A 14,661-nucleotide genomic window follows, 5' to 3' on the forward strand; every position below is an offset into this window, starting at 1 on the left:
CGTGTGACGGGGCCTCTCACGGCTTGCCTACTGCTTACCGCACAGCGAGACGACCTTCTGCTCATCCTCCGAGAGGGTGGGGCCGGGGCTGGGGGTCGCGGACGGGGTCGTGGACGGGGGCTTCGACGGAGACGACGGAGACGACGACGTACCCGGGGAAGTCGACGGGGCGGGAGTCTGCGAGGCCTTGGACGTGAAGGAGGCATGCGTGGTTCCCGTGGTGCCCCCGGCCTCGCCCTGGCCCGTCTTGGCGTTGCTCTCGCTGTCGGCGGCCTGCCGCTGCGCCTCCTTCTTGCAGGCGGAGGCCTGCACGGCCAGTTCCTGGACCTTCGACCGGGCGTCCGTCAGGCCGCCCTCGGCGATCGTGGCCTTGACCTGCTTCTGCTGGTAGGGCGGCAGGTACTTGAGTTCGATCTCGGGGTGGTCCTGCTCCACCTTGGACAGCGACACCCAGGCCAGGTCCTGGCTGATGCCCTGGTACAGCGCGACATGCTCGCCCTTGACGCCGACGTAGTACTGGGTCTGCGTCCAGCGGTAACCGCCGTACAGGCCGCCGCCGATGACGGCCAGGGCGAGACCGCCGTACAGGGAGCGCTTGAGCCATCTGCGGCCCTTGTTCGGCTTGACGAAGTCGTCGTCGCCGTAGTCGCCGAAGCTGCCGGACGGGACGTAGCCGGTGGTGTCGCCGCTGCCGGGCGGGCCGAACTCGCCGCCGCCCTGGCCCGGCACCTGGCGGCCGAGGTGCGAGGCGCGGCCGGCCGGGGTCTGCATGATGCCGTTGTCGTGCAGGTGGTGCTGGTTCTCGGCTACCGCGCCGACCACCACGGGGGTGTCGGACAGCTGGCCGGCCAGGGTGTCCCCGGTGTCCAGGTCGAGGACGTCGGCGATGATCACGGTGATGTTGTCGGGGCCGCCGCCGCGCAGCGCGAGCTGGATCAGTTCCTGCACGGTCTCCTGCGGGCCGTGGTAGCTGGCGAGGGTCTCCTCCATCGTCTGGTGGGAGACGACGCCGGACAGGCCGTCGGAGCAGATCAGATAGCGGTCGCCGGCCCGGACCTCGCGGATGGACAGATCCGGTTCGACATGGTCGCCGCTGCCGAGCGCGCGCATGAGCAGCGAGCGCTGCGGGTGGGTGGTCGCCTCTTCCTCGGTGATCCGGCCCTCGTCGACGAGCCGCTGCACCCAGGTGTGGTCCTGGGTGATCTGGGTGAGGACCCCGTCCCGCAGCAGATAGGCGCGGGAGTCGCCGACGTGTACGAGGCCGAGGCGCTGGCCGGTCCACAGCAGGGCGGTGAGCGTGGTGCCCATGCCCTCCAGCTGCGGGTCCTCCTCGACCAGGGCGCGCAGCTGGTCGTTGGCGCGCTGCACGGCGACACCGAGGGAGGTGAGGATGTCGGAGCCGGGCACGTCGTCGTCGAGCGTGACCAGCGTGGAGATCACCTCGGAGGAGGCGACCTCGCCGGCCGCCTGGCCGCCCATGCCGTCGGCGATGGCGAGCAGCCGGGGGCCGGCGTAACCGGAGTCCTCGTTGCCCTCCCGGATCATGCCCTTGTGCGATCCGGCGGCGAAGCGCAGTGACAGACTCATGCGCACCTCGCCCGTCGGCTGCTCCGGGTACAGCCGGTCGTGTCGAGCCACACTGCCCACCCTCCGGTCGGGAGCGCGCCGGGGGCCGCCCTGCGGTCCGCCGGTGCGTGCTCGCTCCGCTCGCGCTCACTCATGATGTAGCACTACTTCCGCAGCTCGATGACGGTCTTGCCGATGCGGATCGGCGCGCCCAGCGGGATCGGTGTGGGAGTCGTCAGCCGGGACCGGTCCAGGTATGTGCCGTTGGTGGATCCGAGGTCCTCGACGATCCACTGGCCGTCGCGGTCGGGGTAGATCCTGGCATGGCGGCTGGAGGCGTAGTCGTCGTCCAGCACGATCGTGGAGTCGTGCGCACGGCCCAGGGTGATCGTCTGGCCCTGCAGCGCGACGGTGGTGCCGGTCAGCGTGCCCTCGGTCACCACCAGCTTGGTGGGGGCGTTGCGACGCTGCCGGCCGCCGCCCTGCTGGCCACGCGGCTGCGGGGGCGCGGCCTGCTGCCGGGGGGCCTGCTGCCGGGCGGCCTGCTGGGGGCGTCCGGCGTCCCTACGCGATCCACGCTGGGTGACGCGCGTACCGAACAGGTCGCTGCGGATGACCTGCACGGCCACGATCACGAACAGCCACAGTACGGCCAGGAAACCCAGCCGCATGACCGTGAGGGTCAGCTCTGACATTGCCCCCGCTTCACCCTTCGGCTTGCCGGTAAATGATGGTGGTGCTGCCCACGACGATCCGCGAGCCGTCGCGGAGCGTAGCGCGGGTGGTGTGCTGCCCGTCCACCACGATGCCGTTGGTGGAGCCGAGATCCTGGATCGTCGAGGGCGTTCCGGTCCGGATCTCACAGTGCCGGCGGGAGACGCCGGGGTCGTCGATCCGCACGTCGGCGTCGGTGCTGCGGCCCAGCACCAGCGTCGGGCGGGAGATCTGATGGCGGGTGCCGTTGATCTCGATCCAGTAGCGGGTGCGTCCGCCGCCCGCCGGGGCGGCCGGGGGCCGCTGGCCCGCGGGCTGCGGGTAGCCGTAGCCCCCGGGCCGGGCGCCGGGCGGCGAGCTGGGCATGGGGGGCGCGCCGGCGGGCGGGGCGGGCTGCGGGTACCCGTATCCGCCCGGCGCGGAGCCGGGGCCGGGCCGCCCGGCCGGGGCGGCGGGCCCGGGGGCCTGCTGGCTGCTGGAGGAGGCGAGCGTACGGCTGCGGACCCGGTACAGGCCGGTGTCCAGGTCGTCGGCCTTCTCCAGGTTGACCTTGATCGGTCCCATGAACGTGTAACGCTGCTGCTTGGCGTAGTCGCGCACCATGCCGGCCAGCTCGTCCCCGAGCTGGCCCGAGTAGGGGCTCAGGCGCTCGTAGTCCGGGGCGCTCAGTTCCACGATGAAGTCGTTGGGCACGACGGTCCGGTCGCGGTTCCAGATGGTGGCGTTGTTGTCGCACTCGCGCTGGAGTGCTCCGGCGATCTCCACGGGCTGGACCTCGGACTTGAACACCTTGGCGAAGGTGCCGTTGACCAGACCTTCGAGACGCTGCTCGAACTTCTTCAGGACTCCCATAGGGCACCTCCTCCTTCGTTGCCGTACTGCCCTGCCGTACCGCTTGCGCGTACTGCTCTGCCTGGTACTGCTTACTGATCGTATCCACGCCCCCCGGCACTGAGCCGGTTCCCTGGGCGGCCACCCTTCGGACTCCTCCCGCCAAGGATCGTAGAGGCGGGCGAGGACAAGTGTCCCGCACCCGACTGTGGACCCGGCCACCTCTTGGGGAGATGGCCTGGACCGGTACGAGGTTGATACGCGAACCGGCACACCTTGAGACGCGCGGCGGGGCCGGCGCAGGGCCGACGACAAGTCATGTGAACCCACCCTGACCGCCGTGCTAATCTTCTGCATGTCGGACGGCGCCGGGCCCCAAGGGGTGGAGCCGGAAGAAACACCCAATGCGCGGGTGGCGGAATAGGCAGACGCGCTGGATTCAGGTTCCAGTGCCCGCAAGGGCGTGGGGGTTCAACTCCCCCCTCGCGCACAGCGACAGAGGGCTCATCGTGATCACGATGAGCCCTCTTTCATGCGTGGACGCCTCTTCTGTCGTGGCCGGCGTGGTGCTGTGCGGAGGTTCTGCGCGGGGCTTCGCGATGTGACGAGTCTCTCAGCAGGCCGTGGGGGTGCGTTGTGCACAGTCCTGCGGTTGTCCACAGCCGGGCGGCAGTCCCGGTCGTGGGCTTTGTCCACAGCCGGGCGGTTGTCCACAGGGTCTGACGCGTCGCGGTCACCGGCGGTACGGTCGGCACGAGTTGATGTTCGTGCGTGCTCGGGGGAGGCGGTCGCGATGACCGAGGCAGGGGTGGAAGCGGCGGGTACGGCGGCCGGGGCGGTGCGCAGACTGCCCCGGGTGCGCGGCTTCGCCGGATGGCCGTCGCCGGGATCGCCCAAGGCCGAAGGCAAGGCGCTGCGGACGAGCGTCCCGCGCCGCGCGCACAGCGCCCTGGACCTGGACGACGGCCGCCCGGATACGGTGAGCGCGGTCGAGGAGTCCAACCGGGACCGCATCCCCGGCCTCGTACCGATACGGGTGGGCAGGATGGTGGCCACGCCCTTCGCCTTCCTGCGCGGTTCGGCGGGCCTCATGGCCTACGACCTGGCGCGCACGCCCATGACCAGGATCGCCGCCCAGCTCTGCGGCGACGCGCACACGGCCAATTTCGGCCTGTACGGCGACGCGCGCGGCGGCCTCGTCATCGACCTGAACGACTTCGACGAGACGGTGCACGGGCCCTGGGAGTGGGACCTCAAGCGGCTCGCGGCCTCGCTGGTGCTGGCCGGCCGGGAGGCGGGCGCCGACGAGGACACCTGTCGCGCGGCGGCGCACGACACGGCGGGCGCCTACCGGCGCACCATGCGGCTGCTGGCCAAGCTGCCGGTCCTGGACGCGTGGAACGCCATCGCGGACGAGGAACTGGTCTCGCACACCGACGCCCACGATCTGCTGGGCACGCTCGAGCGGGTCTCGGAGAAGGCCCGCGCCAACACCAGCGGCCGGTTCGCGGCGCGGTCGACCGAGGCCGTCGACGAGGGTGGGCGCCGGTTCGTGGACGCGCCGCCGGTGCTGCGGCGCATACCGGACGCCGAGGCGGCGGCGGTGGCGGCGTCACTGGAGACATATGTGACGACGCTCTCCGAGGACCGGCTGCCGCTGCTGGCCCGGCACACGGTGCACGACGTGGCGTTCCGGGTGGTCGGCACGGGCAGCGTGGGCACCCGCTCCTATGTCGTCCTGCTGCTGGACCACCGCGGTGAGCCGCTCGTACTCCAGGTGAAGGAGGCCCGCCCCTCGGCGCTGGTCCCGCACCTGGCCACGGCCGGCTTCGAGACGCCGCCCGTGGACCACGAGGGCCGGCGGGTGGTGCTCGGCCAGAAGCGGATGCAGGTGGTCAGCGACATCCTGCTGGGCTGGACGACGGTGGACGGCCGCCCCTTCCAGGTGCGGCAGTTCCGCAACCGCAAGGGCAGTGTCGACCCGGCCGTGCTCGCCGCCGACCAGATCGACGACTACGGCCGCATGACCGGCGCCCTGCTGGCCCGTGCCCACTCCCACAGCGCCGACCCGCGCCTGATCGCCGGCTACTGCGGCAAGAGCGAGGAACTGGACGAGGCGGTGGCCGAGTTCGCGATCGCCTACGCCGACCGCACCGAGGCGGACCACGCGGCACTGGTGGCGGCGGTGCGGTCGGGGCGGATCGCGGCGGAGAGCGGGGTGTGACGCGCGGCGGCCGGGCGGCGGTCGGGGATGCGCGGGGCGAGGTGGGCCCCTTGGGGTGAGCGTGCGATAAGTGGGCAGGTGGGTGCGGAGAGTTACGGAGTGATGCGGGAGGCGGGGGCGGGGGATCGGTGCGCGGGGCCCGTGGGCGCTCGGGGCGTGGCCTAGGCTGGCCCGGTGACGACCCCGGAAGCTGAGCAGTCCCAGGCGCCCCGGCCGGAGGAACGGCTGGAGCGGGCCGTGCGGGCCGCCGAACAAGCGCTGATCGAGTTCGAGATCGCGGTGGAGACCTTCCGCGTCGAGGTCGAGAACTTCTCCCGGCTGCACGAGCAGAAGCTCGGCCCCATGTATGCCCGGCTGGAGGAGCTGGAAGCCCAGATCGCCGAGGCCAGGGCCGCCAGAACCGGCGATCCCGAGGACCTGCGCGCCGCGCACGAGGCGCGCGCCCGCGTCACGCCCATCCCCGGCGTGGAGGAACTGCTGCACGGCTGGATGGACGGGCACGGTCTGTTCCCGGAGGCCGCCGCGATGCTCACCGACCAGGCGGTGCGGCCCCCCGAGCGGGTGCGCCCCAGCGAGGAGGCCCGCAAGCTCTACCGCGAGCTGGCCCGCAAGGCCCACCCCGATCTGGCGCAGAAGGAGGACGAGCGGGCGCGGCGCGAGGAGTTCATCACCCGCGTCAACGCCGCCTACGCCCGCGGTGACGAGGCGCTGCTGCGTGAACTGGCCGCGGAGTGGGCGGCGGGCCCGGCCCCCGCCGAGCGGCCCCCGAGCCGCAGCGAGGAGCTTTACGCCCGCCTGGAGTGGCTGGCCCGGCGCAAGGAACTCCTGACTCTGGTCGCCCGCGAACTGGAGGACGGCGCGATCGCCTCCATGCTCCGCCTGGCCCCCGACGACCCCGACGCCCTGCTGGACGAGATCGCCGAGCGGCTTCGCGGCGATGTGGCCCGGCGGGAGGCGGAGCTGGCGGAACTCCTGGCGCAGGGGGAGACGCAGGGGTAGCCCCGTCCCGCCCCGGCGCGCTGCCCGGGGCCGGGCGTCCTTCGGGTAGCGTCGAGGTCATGAGTTTTGGATCTGGTGTGCCCACGGTCGGGGTCGCGGACCTCAAGGACGGCGACTTCCTGCTGGACGTCCGCGAGGACGACGAGTGGCAGGCGGGCCACGCCGCGGGGGCGCTGCACATCCCCATCAGCGAGTTCGTGGCCCGGTACGGGGAACTGACCGAGGCCGCCCCGCAGGACGGCCGGGTCCATGTGATCTGCCGCTCCGGCGGCCGCTCGGCCCAGGTCACGATGTATCTGGCCCAGCAGGGCATCGACGCCGTGAACGTCGACGGTGGCATGCAGGTCTGGCAGGCCGCCGGCCGCCCGGTCGTCACCGACGAGGGCCGGCCAGGGCACGTCCTGTAGACGGCGCCGCACCGGTCGGCGCGCGGCGCCTCTCAGCCCAGGGGGTGCGTGGCGAGCAGATCGCCCAGCGCCTCCTCGTGCGCCGCGGCCGGGCCGAGCGAGAGTTCCAGCTGCTTGGCCCAGGCGTGGTAGCGGTGCAGGGCGTAGTCGGTGTCGGCACCGAAGCCGCCGTGCAGGTGCTGTGCCGTCTGCACCACCCGACGGACGCCTTCCGAGGCCCAGATCTTGGCCACGGCGATGTCGCCCTCGGCGGGCAGCGGCCCCTGCGTTCCCGAGCTGATCCGCCAGGCGGCCTGCCACAGTGTGGCCTCCATGGCGCGCAGGTCGACATAGCGGTCGGCGGCCTGGACGGCGACGGCCTGGAAACTCGCGATCGGGTGCCCGAACTGCTCCCGCTTGCTCGCGTACGCGCTCGTCATCGCGAGGACCCGCTCGCCCAGCCCGAGCGCCAGCGCGCACGTCCCGGTGGCCAGCAGCCCGCGCAGCCACTGCCACGCCCCGTCGGCGACGATGATGTGGCGCGCCGCGATCCGCGCTGACTCCAGGCGCAGCTCGCCCAGTCGCTCCCCGCTGGTGGAGACCTGCTCGGCGAGGGCGACGCCCGCATGGTCGCGGGGGACCAGGGCGAGCACGGTCCGGCCGGCCTCGGTGCGCGCGGGCACCACCACTAGGCCGGCTCCGTACGCCCAGGGCACCGCCGTCTGCACCCCGTCCAGCACCCAGGCGTCGCCGTCCGGCCGTGCGGTGACGGCCAGTTCGGCCGGGTCGTGGCCGCTGCGCCCGCTCGCGGCGACGGTGAGCACGAGGGCGCCCCGTCCCGCGCGGGGCAGCAGCTCGGCCGCCAACTCCCTTCCGCCGTAAGTCTGTACGGCCGCGGCGGCGGCGCTGTGCTCCAGCAGGGGCACTCGCGCCAGCACCTTGGCGGACTCCCGCAGCACCAGGCACAGGCCGATGGCGTCCAGGCCCGCCCCGCCGTACTCCGCGTCGAGCAGCAGGCTGAGCAGATCCGCCTCGGCCAGCCTGGTCCACAGCGGCCAGTCGATGTCCTCGGCGACGGCGCCGGTGGTGAGCGCGGGGCTCGGCACCGCGTCCGGTGCCACCCCGGCGAACACGCCCTCGGCCGCCTCGGCCGCCGCCAACTGCTCCTCGGTGAAGGTGAAGTCCACGGTCCTGTCCTCCCGGCGGCTCCGCTCGCCCAGCATTTCTGACGGACCGTCAAGATAGAACAGGTTCTAGAATAAGGGAACGGTGAGGGGGCGATGCCCGGTGGGGATCGGCGCCTGGTCGGCGTCAGCCGTCGCTGTCGGTGCTCGGTCGGGTCGGTCCCGGGTCGGTGCCTGGTGGGGGTCGGCCTTCGGTCGGGTCGGCGTCGGCCGTGGCGGGCCGCAGGCGGCCCTGCTCGTCGGGCTGGGCGGGCGCCGGACGCGGGGCCTCGCTGTCGGTCACCGGTCGGGGTCGGTGCTTGGTCGGGGTCGGTGCTCGGTTGGCTCCGGGTCGGCCGTCGCTGTCGGCGCCTGGTCGGGGTCGGTGCTCGGTCGGGTCCGCGCTGGCCGTCGCTGTCGGCGGTTGGTCGGGTCGGTGTCTGGTTGGGGTTGGGGTCGGCGGGGTGGACCGCGGTGATGGGGAGGGGTGGTTCTCAGCGGTCGAAGTCCAGTTCCACCTCCTCCGTCACCGGGTGCGACTGGCAGGCCAGTACATATCCGGCCGCCGTCTCCTCGGCCTCCAGGGCGAAGTTGCGGTCCATGCGGACCTCGCCCGAGATCAGGAAGGCCCGGCAGGTCCCGCACACCCCGCCCCTGCAGGCGTACGGCGCGTCGGGCCGGTTGCGCAGGACCGTCTCCAGCAGCGACTCCCCGTCCCGGACCGGCCAGGTCCCACTACGGCCGTCGAGCCGGGCGGTGACCGTGCTGTGCGCGAGCGCCGTGACGGGCACCGCCGGCGCCGCAGCCGCGTCCACATGGAAGATCTCCTCGTGGATCCGCGCCCTGTCCACCTTGAGATCCCGCAGCGCCCGCTCGGCGCCCTGCACCAGACCGAACGGCCCGCACAGGAACCATCCGGCCACCGCGTCCACCGGCAGCAGCGCGGGCAGCAGCCCTCTCAGCCGCTCCCGGTCCAGCCGCCCGGAGGGCAGACCCGCCTGCTGCTCCTCCCGTGAGAGCACCGTCACCAGATGCAGCCGCTGCGGATGGCGGTCCTTCAGGTCGGCGACCTCCTCCAGGAACATCGTCGAGGCGGCCGTACGGTCGCTGCGTATCAGACAGAACCGGGCCTCCGGCTCGCGGGCCAGGAGCGTCGAGACGATCGACAGCACCGGGGTGATACCGCTGCCGCCGACCATCGCCGCGTACAGCCCCGGGGCCGGCTCCAGGGTGAAGCGCCCGGCCGGGGTCATCACCTCCAGCTCGTCGCCGACGTTGATCTCCTTGAGCGCGTACGTCGAGAAGGCGCCGCCCTCCACGAGCCGCACCCCGACCCGCAGGGCGGACGGGCCCTCGTCGCCGGGCGCGGGCGCGGGGGAGCAGATCGAGTAGGTCCGCCGGATCTCCAGCCCGTCGGCCCGGCGGCGCAGGGCGAGGTGCTGACCGGGCGCGTGCCGGTACTCCTCGCGCAGCCCGGGCGGTACGGCGAGGGTGAGGGCCACGGAGTCGTCGGTGAGGCGGTCGACCGCGGCCACCGGGAGCGGGTGGAAGCGGGCCATCACAACTCCTTGAAGTGGTCGAACGGTTCACGGCAGGCCCGGCAGCGCCGCAGTGCCTTGCACGCGGTCGAGGAGAACCGGCTCAGCAACTCGGTGTCGGCCGATCCGCAGTGCGGGCAGCGGACGGGTTCGGGCGCGTGGGACGCCTCGTACGCCTCGTAGGTATCGGACGCGGTGGCGCGTGTCCGGGTCGGGCCGAGGGCGAGCGAAACCGGATCCGAGTCGCGTCGCACGCGCGGGGGAGCAATGCCGAACTCCCGCAGTTTGCGCCGCCCTTCGTCCGTGATGTCGTCGGTCGACCAGGCGGGTACGAGCACCGTGCGCACGGTGACCCGGCGCATGCCGTGGCCGCGCAGCACCCGCTCGATGTCCACGGACATCGCCTCGATGGCCGGGCAGCCGGTGTAGGTGGGGGTCAGCTCCACCTCGACGGCGTCCGTGCCCCGCAGGTGCACCGCGCGCACCACGCCCAGCTCCCGAAGGGTGATCACGGGCAGTTCTGGGTCCGGCACCGAGCCCGCGAGGTCGAAAAGTTCCGCCTCCAGCGGCGTGGCCGTCGTCGTCACCATGACGCCCCCGGATGGCTGCGGTGCAGATGCTGCATCTCGGCGAGCATCCGCCCGAACGGCTCGGTGTGCAGGCCCTGCCGGCCCGCGCCCGCCGACCAGGCACCGGTGCGCGGACCCTCGGGGACCGTCAGGGTGGCCCGGTGCAGGATGTCACTGACCGACTCCAGCCAGGCCGCCTCCATGGCCGCACCGTCGGTGTCCAGGCCCGGCACCGGCTGGAACATCTCCCCGGTGAACCGCCACAGGGCCGCACAGGCCCGTGTCATCCGCTCATGGCTGACCTGAGTGCCGTCGCCGAGCCGCAGCGTCCACTGTTCGGCGTGGTCGCGGTGGTAGGCGACCTCCTTGACGGCCTTGGCGGCCAGCGGTGCGAACGGGCCTGCTCCGGCGGCCAGTTCGGCGTACAGCAGATGCTGGTAGGTGGAGAAGTACAGCTGGCGGACGACGGTGTGGGCGAAGTCGCCGTTCGGCTGCTCGACCAACTGGAGGTTGCGGAAGGCGCGTTCCTCACGCAGGTACGCCAGTTCGTCCTCGTCACCGACCAGCGACAGCAGCGCGCGGGCCTGGCCGAGCAGATCCAGCGCGATGTTGGCGAGCGCGACCTCCTCCTCCAGGACGGGCGCGTGGCCGGCCCACTCCCCCAGGCGGTGCGAGAGCACCAGGGCGTCGTCGCCGAGCGCGAGCGCGGCGGTCATGGGCACGGTGGCGGTCACAGGTGCTTCACCCCTTCCGGGATGTCGTAGAAGGTCGGGTGCCGGTAGGGCTTGTCCGCGGCGGGTTCGAAGAAGGGGTCCTTCTCGTCGGGCGAGGACGCGGTGATCGAGGCCGCCGGGACGACCCAGATCGAGACGCCCTCGCCGCGCCGGGTGTACAGGTCGCGTGCGTTGCGCAGGGCCAGCTCCGCGTCCGGGGCGTGCAGGCTGCCGGCGTGGGTGTGGGAGAGGCCGCGGCGGGAGCGCACGAAGACCTCCCACAGGGGCCAGTCGGTGTCGGTCATGCCCGCGCTCCTTGTGTTCCGCCGTTGTCATCGGCCGTTGCGCCGTCGTGCTCGGCTGTTGCGCCGTTGTGCTTGGCCGCGTGGGCCGCGGCCGCCTCCCGTACCCAGGCGCCCTCGTCGTGTGCCCGGCGGCGCTGGGTGATCCGCTGCTCGTTGCACGGGCCGTTGCCCTTGAGGACCTCCCAGAACTCCGTCCAGTCGATCGCACCGAAGTCGTGGTGCCCCCGCTCCTCGTTCCACCGCAGGTCCGGGTCGGGGAGGGTGAGACCGAGGGACGCCGCCTGGGGCACGCAGATGTCGACGAAGCGCTGGCGCAGCTCGTCGTTCGAGTGGCGCTTGATCTTCCAGGCCATCGACTGCGCCGAGTGCTGGGACGTGTCGTCGGGCGGTCCGAACATCATCAGGGACGGCCACCACCAGCGGTCCACCGCGTCCTGGGCCATCGCATGCTGCTCTGGCGTGCCGTTGCTGAGGGCGAGCAGCAGCTCGTACCCCTGGCGCTGGTGGAAGGACTCCTCCTTGCAGATCCGGACCATCGCGCGCGCGTAGGGACCGTAGGAGCAGCGGCACAGGGGAACCTGGTTGGTGATCGCCGCGCCGTCCACCAGCCAGCCGATGGCGCCCACGTCGGCCCAGGTCAGTGTGGGGTAGTTGAAGATCGACGAGTACTTCTGGCGGCCGCTGTGCAGCTTGTCGAGCAGTTCCTCGCGGCCGGTGCCGAGCGTTTCCACGGCGCTGTACAGATACAGGCCGTGGCCCGCCTCGTCCTGGACCTTGGCCATCAGGATGGCCTTGCGGCGCAGTGAGGGGGCGCGGGTGATCCAGTTGGCCTCGGGCTGCATGCCGATGATCTCGGAGTGGGCGTGCTGGGCGATCTGCCGGACCAGCGTCGTGCGGTAGGCGTCGGGCATCCAGTCACGGGGCTCGATGCGCTCGTCCGCGGCCACGGCGGCGTCGAAGGCGCGCTCGTACGCGGCTGTGCCGGCGGTGTCCCCGGCGTCATACGTCGCCGTGCCGGCCGTGCGGTGCGCGGCTGCTGTGGCCATGCGGTCCCCCTGACTTCGAGATCTTCTGGAAATCCGGTACCGACCGATCGTTCGGTCTGTGCGATTCCATGGTGGGTGAGCCGCCGTGAGGTGTCAACCGCTGTGGACAACCGTGGCGACGGCCTGTGGACAACCCGGGTGGCCCGGGCGGGGCGGGGCCGCTCGGGTCGCCCGCCGGGCGCGGGAGTGGTGACGGCCACGTCCGCGAGCCGTGCTTGTGGGCTGCGCTCGGTGGGCGGGGCTGAGTACCGTTCCGTGCGAGCGCCGACGAGTAGGGTTCGCGGGCCGTGCGCGGCCCGCGACGGCGGCCGGACGACGGAGCGGTACGGGAACGGGGCGGAATGGACGCGTACGACGGAGACCCGCACGCCCCGCAGGGGCCGGACGGGTCGGACGAGGCGCCACCGCCTGAGGCACCTCGCGGCCCGGGCGGCCCCACGGCACACGCTCCGGGAACGGCACCGCCCGCATCCGCGCCGCCGGTACCGCCGGCACCGCCCGTACCCGCGCCCTCTGCGGCCGAGCCGCCGTGGCCTGAGTCTGCTGGGACGACGGAGGGCGGACCCGAGCCCCTGTCCGGACCCGGACCCAGACCCGTATCCGCACCCGAACCCTCACCCGGGGACGGGTCCGGGGGCGCGGGTGGGGCGGTGGTGGTTCGGCCGCGGTCGGGGTGGGACGGGCCGCCGGGCGGGCAGCGGGCCGGCCACCGCATCGCCGGAGACGGCCCCCCGCCACCGGTCGCGCGCCGTGCCGGTGTCGCCGCGCTGTCCGCGCCATACCAGATCGGCGCCGCCCTGGCGCTGGCGGTCGTCGCCGTCGCCGCCTGCGCGCACCTCGCCATGGTGTTCCTGAGCGTCGCGCCCGCCAACACGGTCACGAAGCAGCACGGCAAGGCGATCGAGGAGTGGATCTACCCGGAGTTCGAGCAGAACTGGAAGCTGTTCGCGCCCAACCCGTTGCAGCAGAACATCGCTGTCCAGGTCCGGGCGCAGGTCCGCACCGCCGACGGCGACATCGAGACGACCGGCTGGTACGACCTGTCCGCGCGGGACGGCGAGGCCATCGACGGCAGCCTGCTGCCCAGCCACACCGAGCAGAACGAACTGCGCCGGGCCTGGGACTTCTACGCCGCCACGCACGACGGCGACAACCGGCCGGTGGGCCTGCGCGGCGCGCTCTCCGAGCAGTACGTGCGGCGGATCGCGGTGATGCGGCTGTACCGGGAGGACGCGGCCGGCCGGGCGGGCACGGTCCAGCGCGTCCAGGTCCGCTCGCGCACCACCAATGTGCCGCCGCCCGCGTGGAGCGGTGAGAAGGTCTCCGAGACGCCGGTCCACCGGGTGCTGCCGTGGTGGACGGTCACGGCCGACGAAGCCGCGGGAGGCGTGCGGTGAACCGATTCGCCCTGGCGGTCTCGCGCGGTATCGCCCGCGTCACCGAATCCCCGCTCGGCCCCTATCAGTCGGCCGTCATCCGCATCGGCTTCTCCGTGACCTGGCTGCTGTTCCTGCTGCGTGAGTTCCCGCACCGCCAGGAGCTGTACGGGCCCGACGGCCCCTGGAGCTGGAACCTCGCCCAGCAGTTGACCTCGGTCAACGAGGCGTTCACGGCGCTGCTGTGGTCGAACGGGCAGATCTGGTTCGAGCTCTGCTATCTGCTCGCCGTCGTCTCCAGCGTCCTGCTGCTGCTGGGCTGGCGCTCGCGCACGTCGTCGGTGCTGTTCATGGTCGGCGTGCTCTCGCTGCAGAACCGCAGCGTCTTCATGGGCGACGGCGGCGACAACGTGCTGCACCTGATGTCCATATACCTGGTGTTCACGCGCTGCGGTCGGGTGTGGTCCCTCGACGCACGGCGGGCGGTGCGCGGCGAGGCGGCACGCGCGCGTGGGGAGCGGGTCCACGACCGTACGGGACCGGTCCTGTGGGCGGGGTTCGGCCTGGTGCTCGGCGCGGTGACGCTGGCCGGCCGGCTCGGCAGCGACTGGCCGGTGCCCGCCCTGCTGTGGACGGTGTGGGCGGCGCTGGGACTGTGGTGGCTGGTCGGGCGGTTCGCGGCGGACGGCGAGCCGCGGATCCTGCTGGACGTGATCGCCAACGTCGTGCACAACGGCGCCCTGCTCGTGATCATGGCGGAGGCGTGTCTGATCTACGCCACGGCCGGCTGGTACAAGGTCCAGGGCTCGCGCTGGCAGGACGGCACCGCCGTCTACTACCCGCTCCACCTCGACTCCTTCTCGCCCTGGCCCGCGCTCGCCGACCTGCTGTCCGCCAATGGGACCGTGGTGATGCTGGTGACGTACGGGACGGTCATGGTGCAGGTCGCCTTCCCGTTCACGCTGTTCAACCGGCGGGTCAAGAACGTCCTCCTGGCCGCGATGATGACGGAGCACGCGGTGATCGCGGTGGTTCTGGGGCTGCCGTTCTTCTCGCTGGCGATGATCGCGACGGACGCCGTCTTCCTGCCGACGTCGTTCCTGCGCCGGCTCGGCGGCCGGGTGGCACGCGTGCGGCCGGTACGGCTTGGGGACCGTCGCGGTGCCGCCGCGCGGGCGACCGGACCGGAACGGGAACCAGAGCCGGAGCCGGCCGCCGGGACCTGACGGAC

At 72.4% G+C, this 14,661-nt stretch carries 14 protein-coding genes and 1 tRNA gene; 6 read left to right on the top strand and 9 right to left on the bottom strand.

Annotated elements, in window-relative coordinates:
• Positions 1-27: 27 nt before the first annotated feature.
• From ABT245_RS09805 to ABT245_RS09815, 3 genes are all read right to left on the bottom strand, one after another.
• Complete coding sequence (locus ABT245_RS09805; RefSeq protein WP_351731252.1) at positions 28-1,587, bottom strand: Stp1/IreP family PP2C-type Ser/Thr phosphatase; 1,560 nt, start codon at positions 1,585-1,587, stop codon at positions 28-30.
• A gap of 143 nt (positions 1,588-1,730) precedes the next feature.
• A complete protein-coding gene (locus ABT245_RS09810; RefSeq protein ID WP_351731046.1) occupies positions 1,731-2,261 on the bottom strand; it encodes an FHA domain-containing protein FhaB/FipA in 531 nt (176 codons plus the stop codon).
• A 10-nt stretch (positions 2,262-2,271) separates the two neighbouring features.
• On the bottom strand, positions 2,272-3,132 hold the full coding sequence (locus ABT245_RS09815) for an FHA domain-containing protein (protein ID WP_351731049.1): 861 nt from the start codon (positions 3,130-3,132) through the stop codon (positions 2,272-2,274).
• A 385-nt stretch (positions 3,133-3,517) separates the two neighbouring features.
• Here ABT245_RS09815 and ABT245_RS09820 point away from each other — a divergent pair.
• The 4 genes from ABT245_RS09820 to ABT245_RS09835 all read left to right on the top strand — a co-directional run bounded on the left by ABT245_RS09820 (position 3,518) and on the right by ABT245_RS09835 (position 6,741).
• Positions 3,518-3,601, top strand: a tRNA-Leu gene (locus ABT245_RS09820).
• Positions 3,602-3,904: 303 nt separating this feature from the next.
• On the top strand, positions 3,905-5,335 hold the full coding sequence (locus tag ABT245_RS09825) for a DUF2252 domain-containing protein (RefSeq protein WP_351731052.1): 1,431 nt from the start codon (positions 3,905-3,907) through the stop codon (positions 5,333-5,335).
• Positions 5,336-5,509: 174 nt separating this feature from the next.
• A complete protein-coding gene (locus ABT245_RS09830; RefSeq protein ID WP_351731055.1) occupies positions 5,510-6,334 on the top strand; it encodes a J domain-containing protein in 825 nt (274 codons plus the stop codon).
• A gap of 77 nt (positions 6,335-6,411) precedes the next feature.
• Positions 6,412-6,741: a rhodanese-like domain-containing protein gene (locus ABT245_RS09835; RefSeq protein ID WP_351731255.1), complete on the top strand. Its 330-nt coding sequence runs from the start codon at positions 6,412-6,414 to the stop codon at positions 6,739-6,741.
• A 32-nt stretch (positions 6,742-6,773) separates the two neighbouring features.
• On the opposite strand, the gene ABT245_RS09840 is transcribed toward ABT245_RS09835, so the two are convergent.
• From ABT245_RS09840 to paaA, 6 genes are all read right to left on the bottom strand, one after another.
• Positions 6,774-7,907 (bottom strand): acyl-CoA dehydrogenase family protein, encoded by a 1,134-nt coding sequence (locus ABT245_RS09840; protein WP_351731058.1) that lies wholly within the window; start codon positions 7,905-7,907, stop codon positions 6,774-6,776.
• Positions 7,908-8,377: 470 nt separating this feature from the next.
• A complete protein-coding gene (locus ABT245_RS09845) occupies positions 8,378-9,442 on the bottom strand; it encodes a 2Fe-2S iron-sulfur cluster-binding protein (RefSeq protein WP_351731061.1) in 1,065 nt (354 codons plus the stop codon).
• Positions 9,442-10,011, bottom strand: coding sequence for a 1,2-phenylacetyl-CoA epoxidase subunit PaaD (gene paaD, locus ABT245_RS09850; RefSeq protein ID WP_351731064.1), 570 nt, complete (start codon positions 10,009-10,011; stop codon positions 9,442-9,444). The genes ABT245_RS09845 and paaD overlap by 1 nt, the downstream gene beginning before the upstream one ends.
• Positions 10,005-10,706, bottom strand: coding sequence for a 1,2-phenylacetyl-CoA epoxidase subunit PaaC (gene paaC / locus ABT245_RS09855; protein WP_502982102.1), 702 nt, complete (start codon positions 10,704-10,706; stop codon positions 10,005-10,007). Before paaC ends, paaD begins: the two co-directional genes overlap by 7 nt.
• A gap of 14 nt (positions 10,707-10,720) precedes the next feature.
• The gene (gene paaB / locus ABT245_RS09860; protein ID WP_351731070.1) at positions 10,721-11,008 is read right to left on the bottom strand and encodes a 1,2-phenylacetyl-CoA epoxidase subunit PaaB; all 288 of its coding nucleotides are present in this window, start codon (positions 11,006-11,008) and stop codon (positions 10,721-10,723) included.
• Positions 11,005-12,054 (bottom strand): 1,2-phenylacetyl-CoA epoxidase subunit PaaA, encoded by a 1,050-nt coding sequence (gene paaA / locus ABT245_RS09865; RefSeq protein WP_351731073.1) that lies wholly within the window; start codon positions 12,052-12,054, stop codon positions 11,005-11,007. The genes paaB and paaA overlap by 4 nt, the downstream gene beginning before the upstream one ends.
• Before the next feature lie 341 nt (positions 12,055-12,395).
• Between paaA and ABT245_RS09870 the strand changes: the two genes are divergently transcribed.
• Together ABT245_RS09870 and ABT245_RS09875 are read left to right on the top strand one after the other, a co-directional pair.
• Complete coding sequence (locus ABT245_RS09870; RefSeq protein WP_502982095.1) at positions 12,396-13,451, top strand: DUF5819 family protein; 1,056 nt, start codon at positions 12,396-12,398, stop codon at positions 13,449-13,451.
• A complete protein-coding gene (locus ABT245_RS09875; RefSeq protein WP_351731078.1) occupies positions 13,448-14,656 on the top strand; it encodes an HTTM domain-containing protein in 1,209 nt (402 codons plus the stop codon). Before ABT245_RS09870 ends, ABT245_RS09875 begins: the two co-directional genes overlap by 4 nt.
• Positions 14,657-14,661: the final 5 nt, after the last annotated feature.

The sequence above is a fragment of the Streptomyces sp. NPDC001508 genome (assembly GCF_040298665.1).
Classification (GTDB): Bacteria; Actinomycetota; Actinomycetes; order Streptomycetales; family Streptomycetaceae; genus Streptomyces.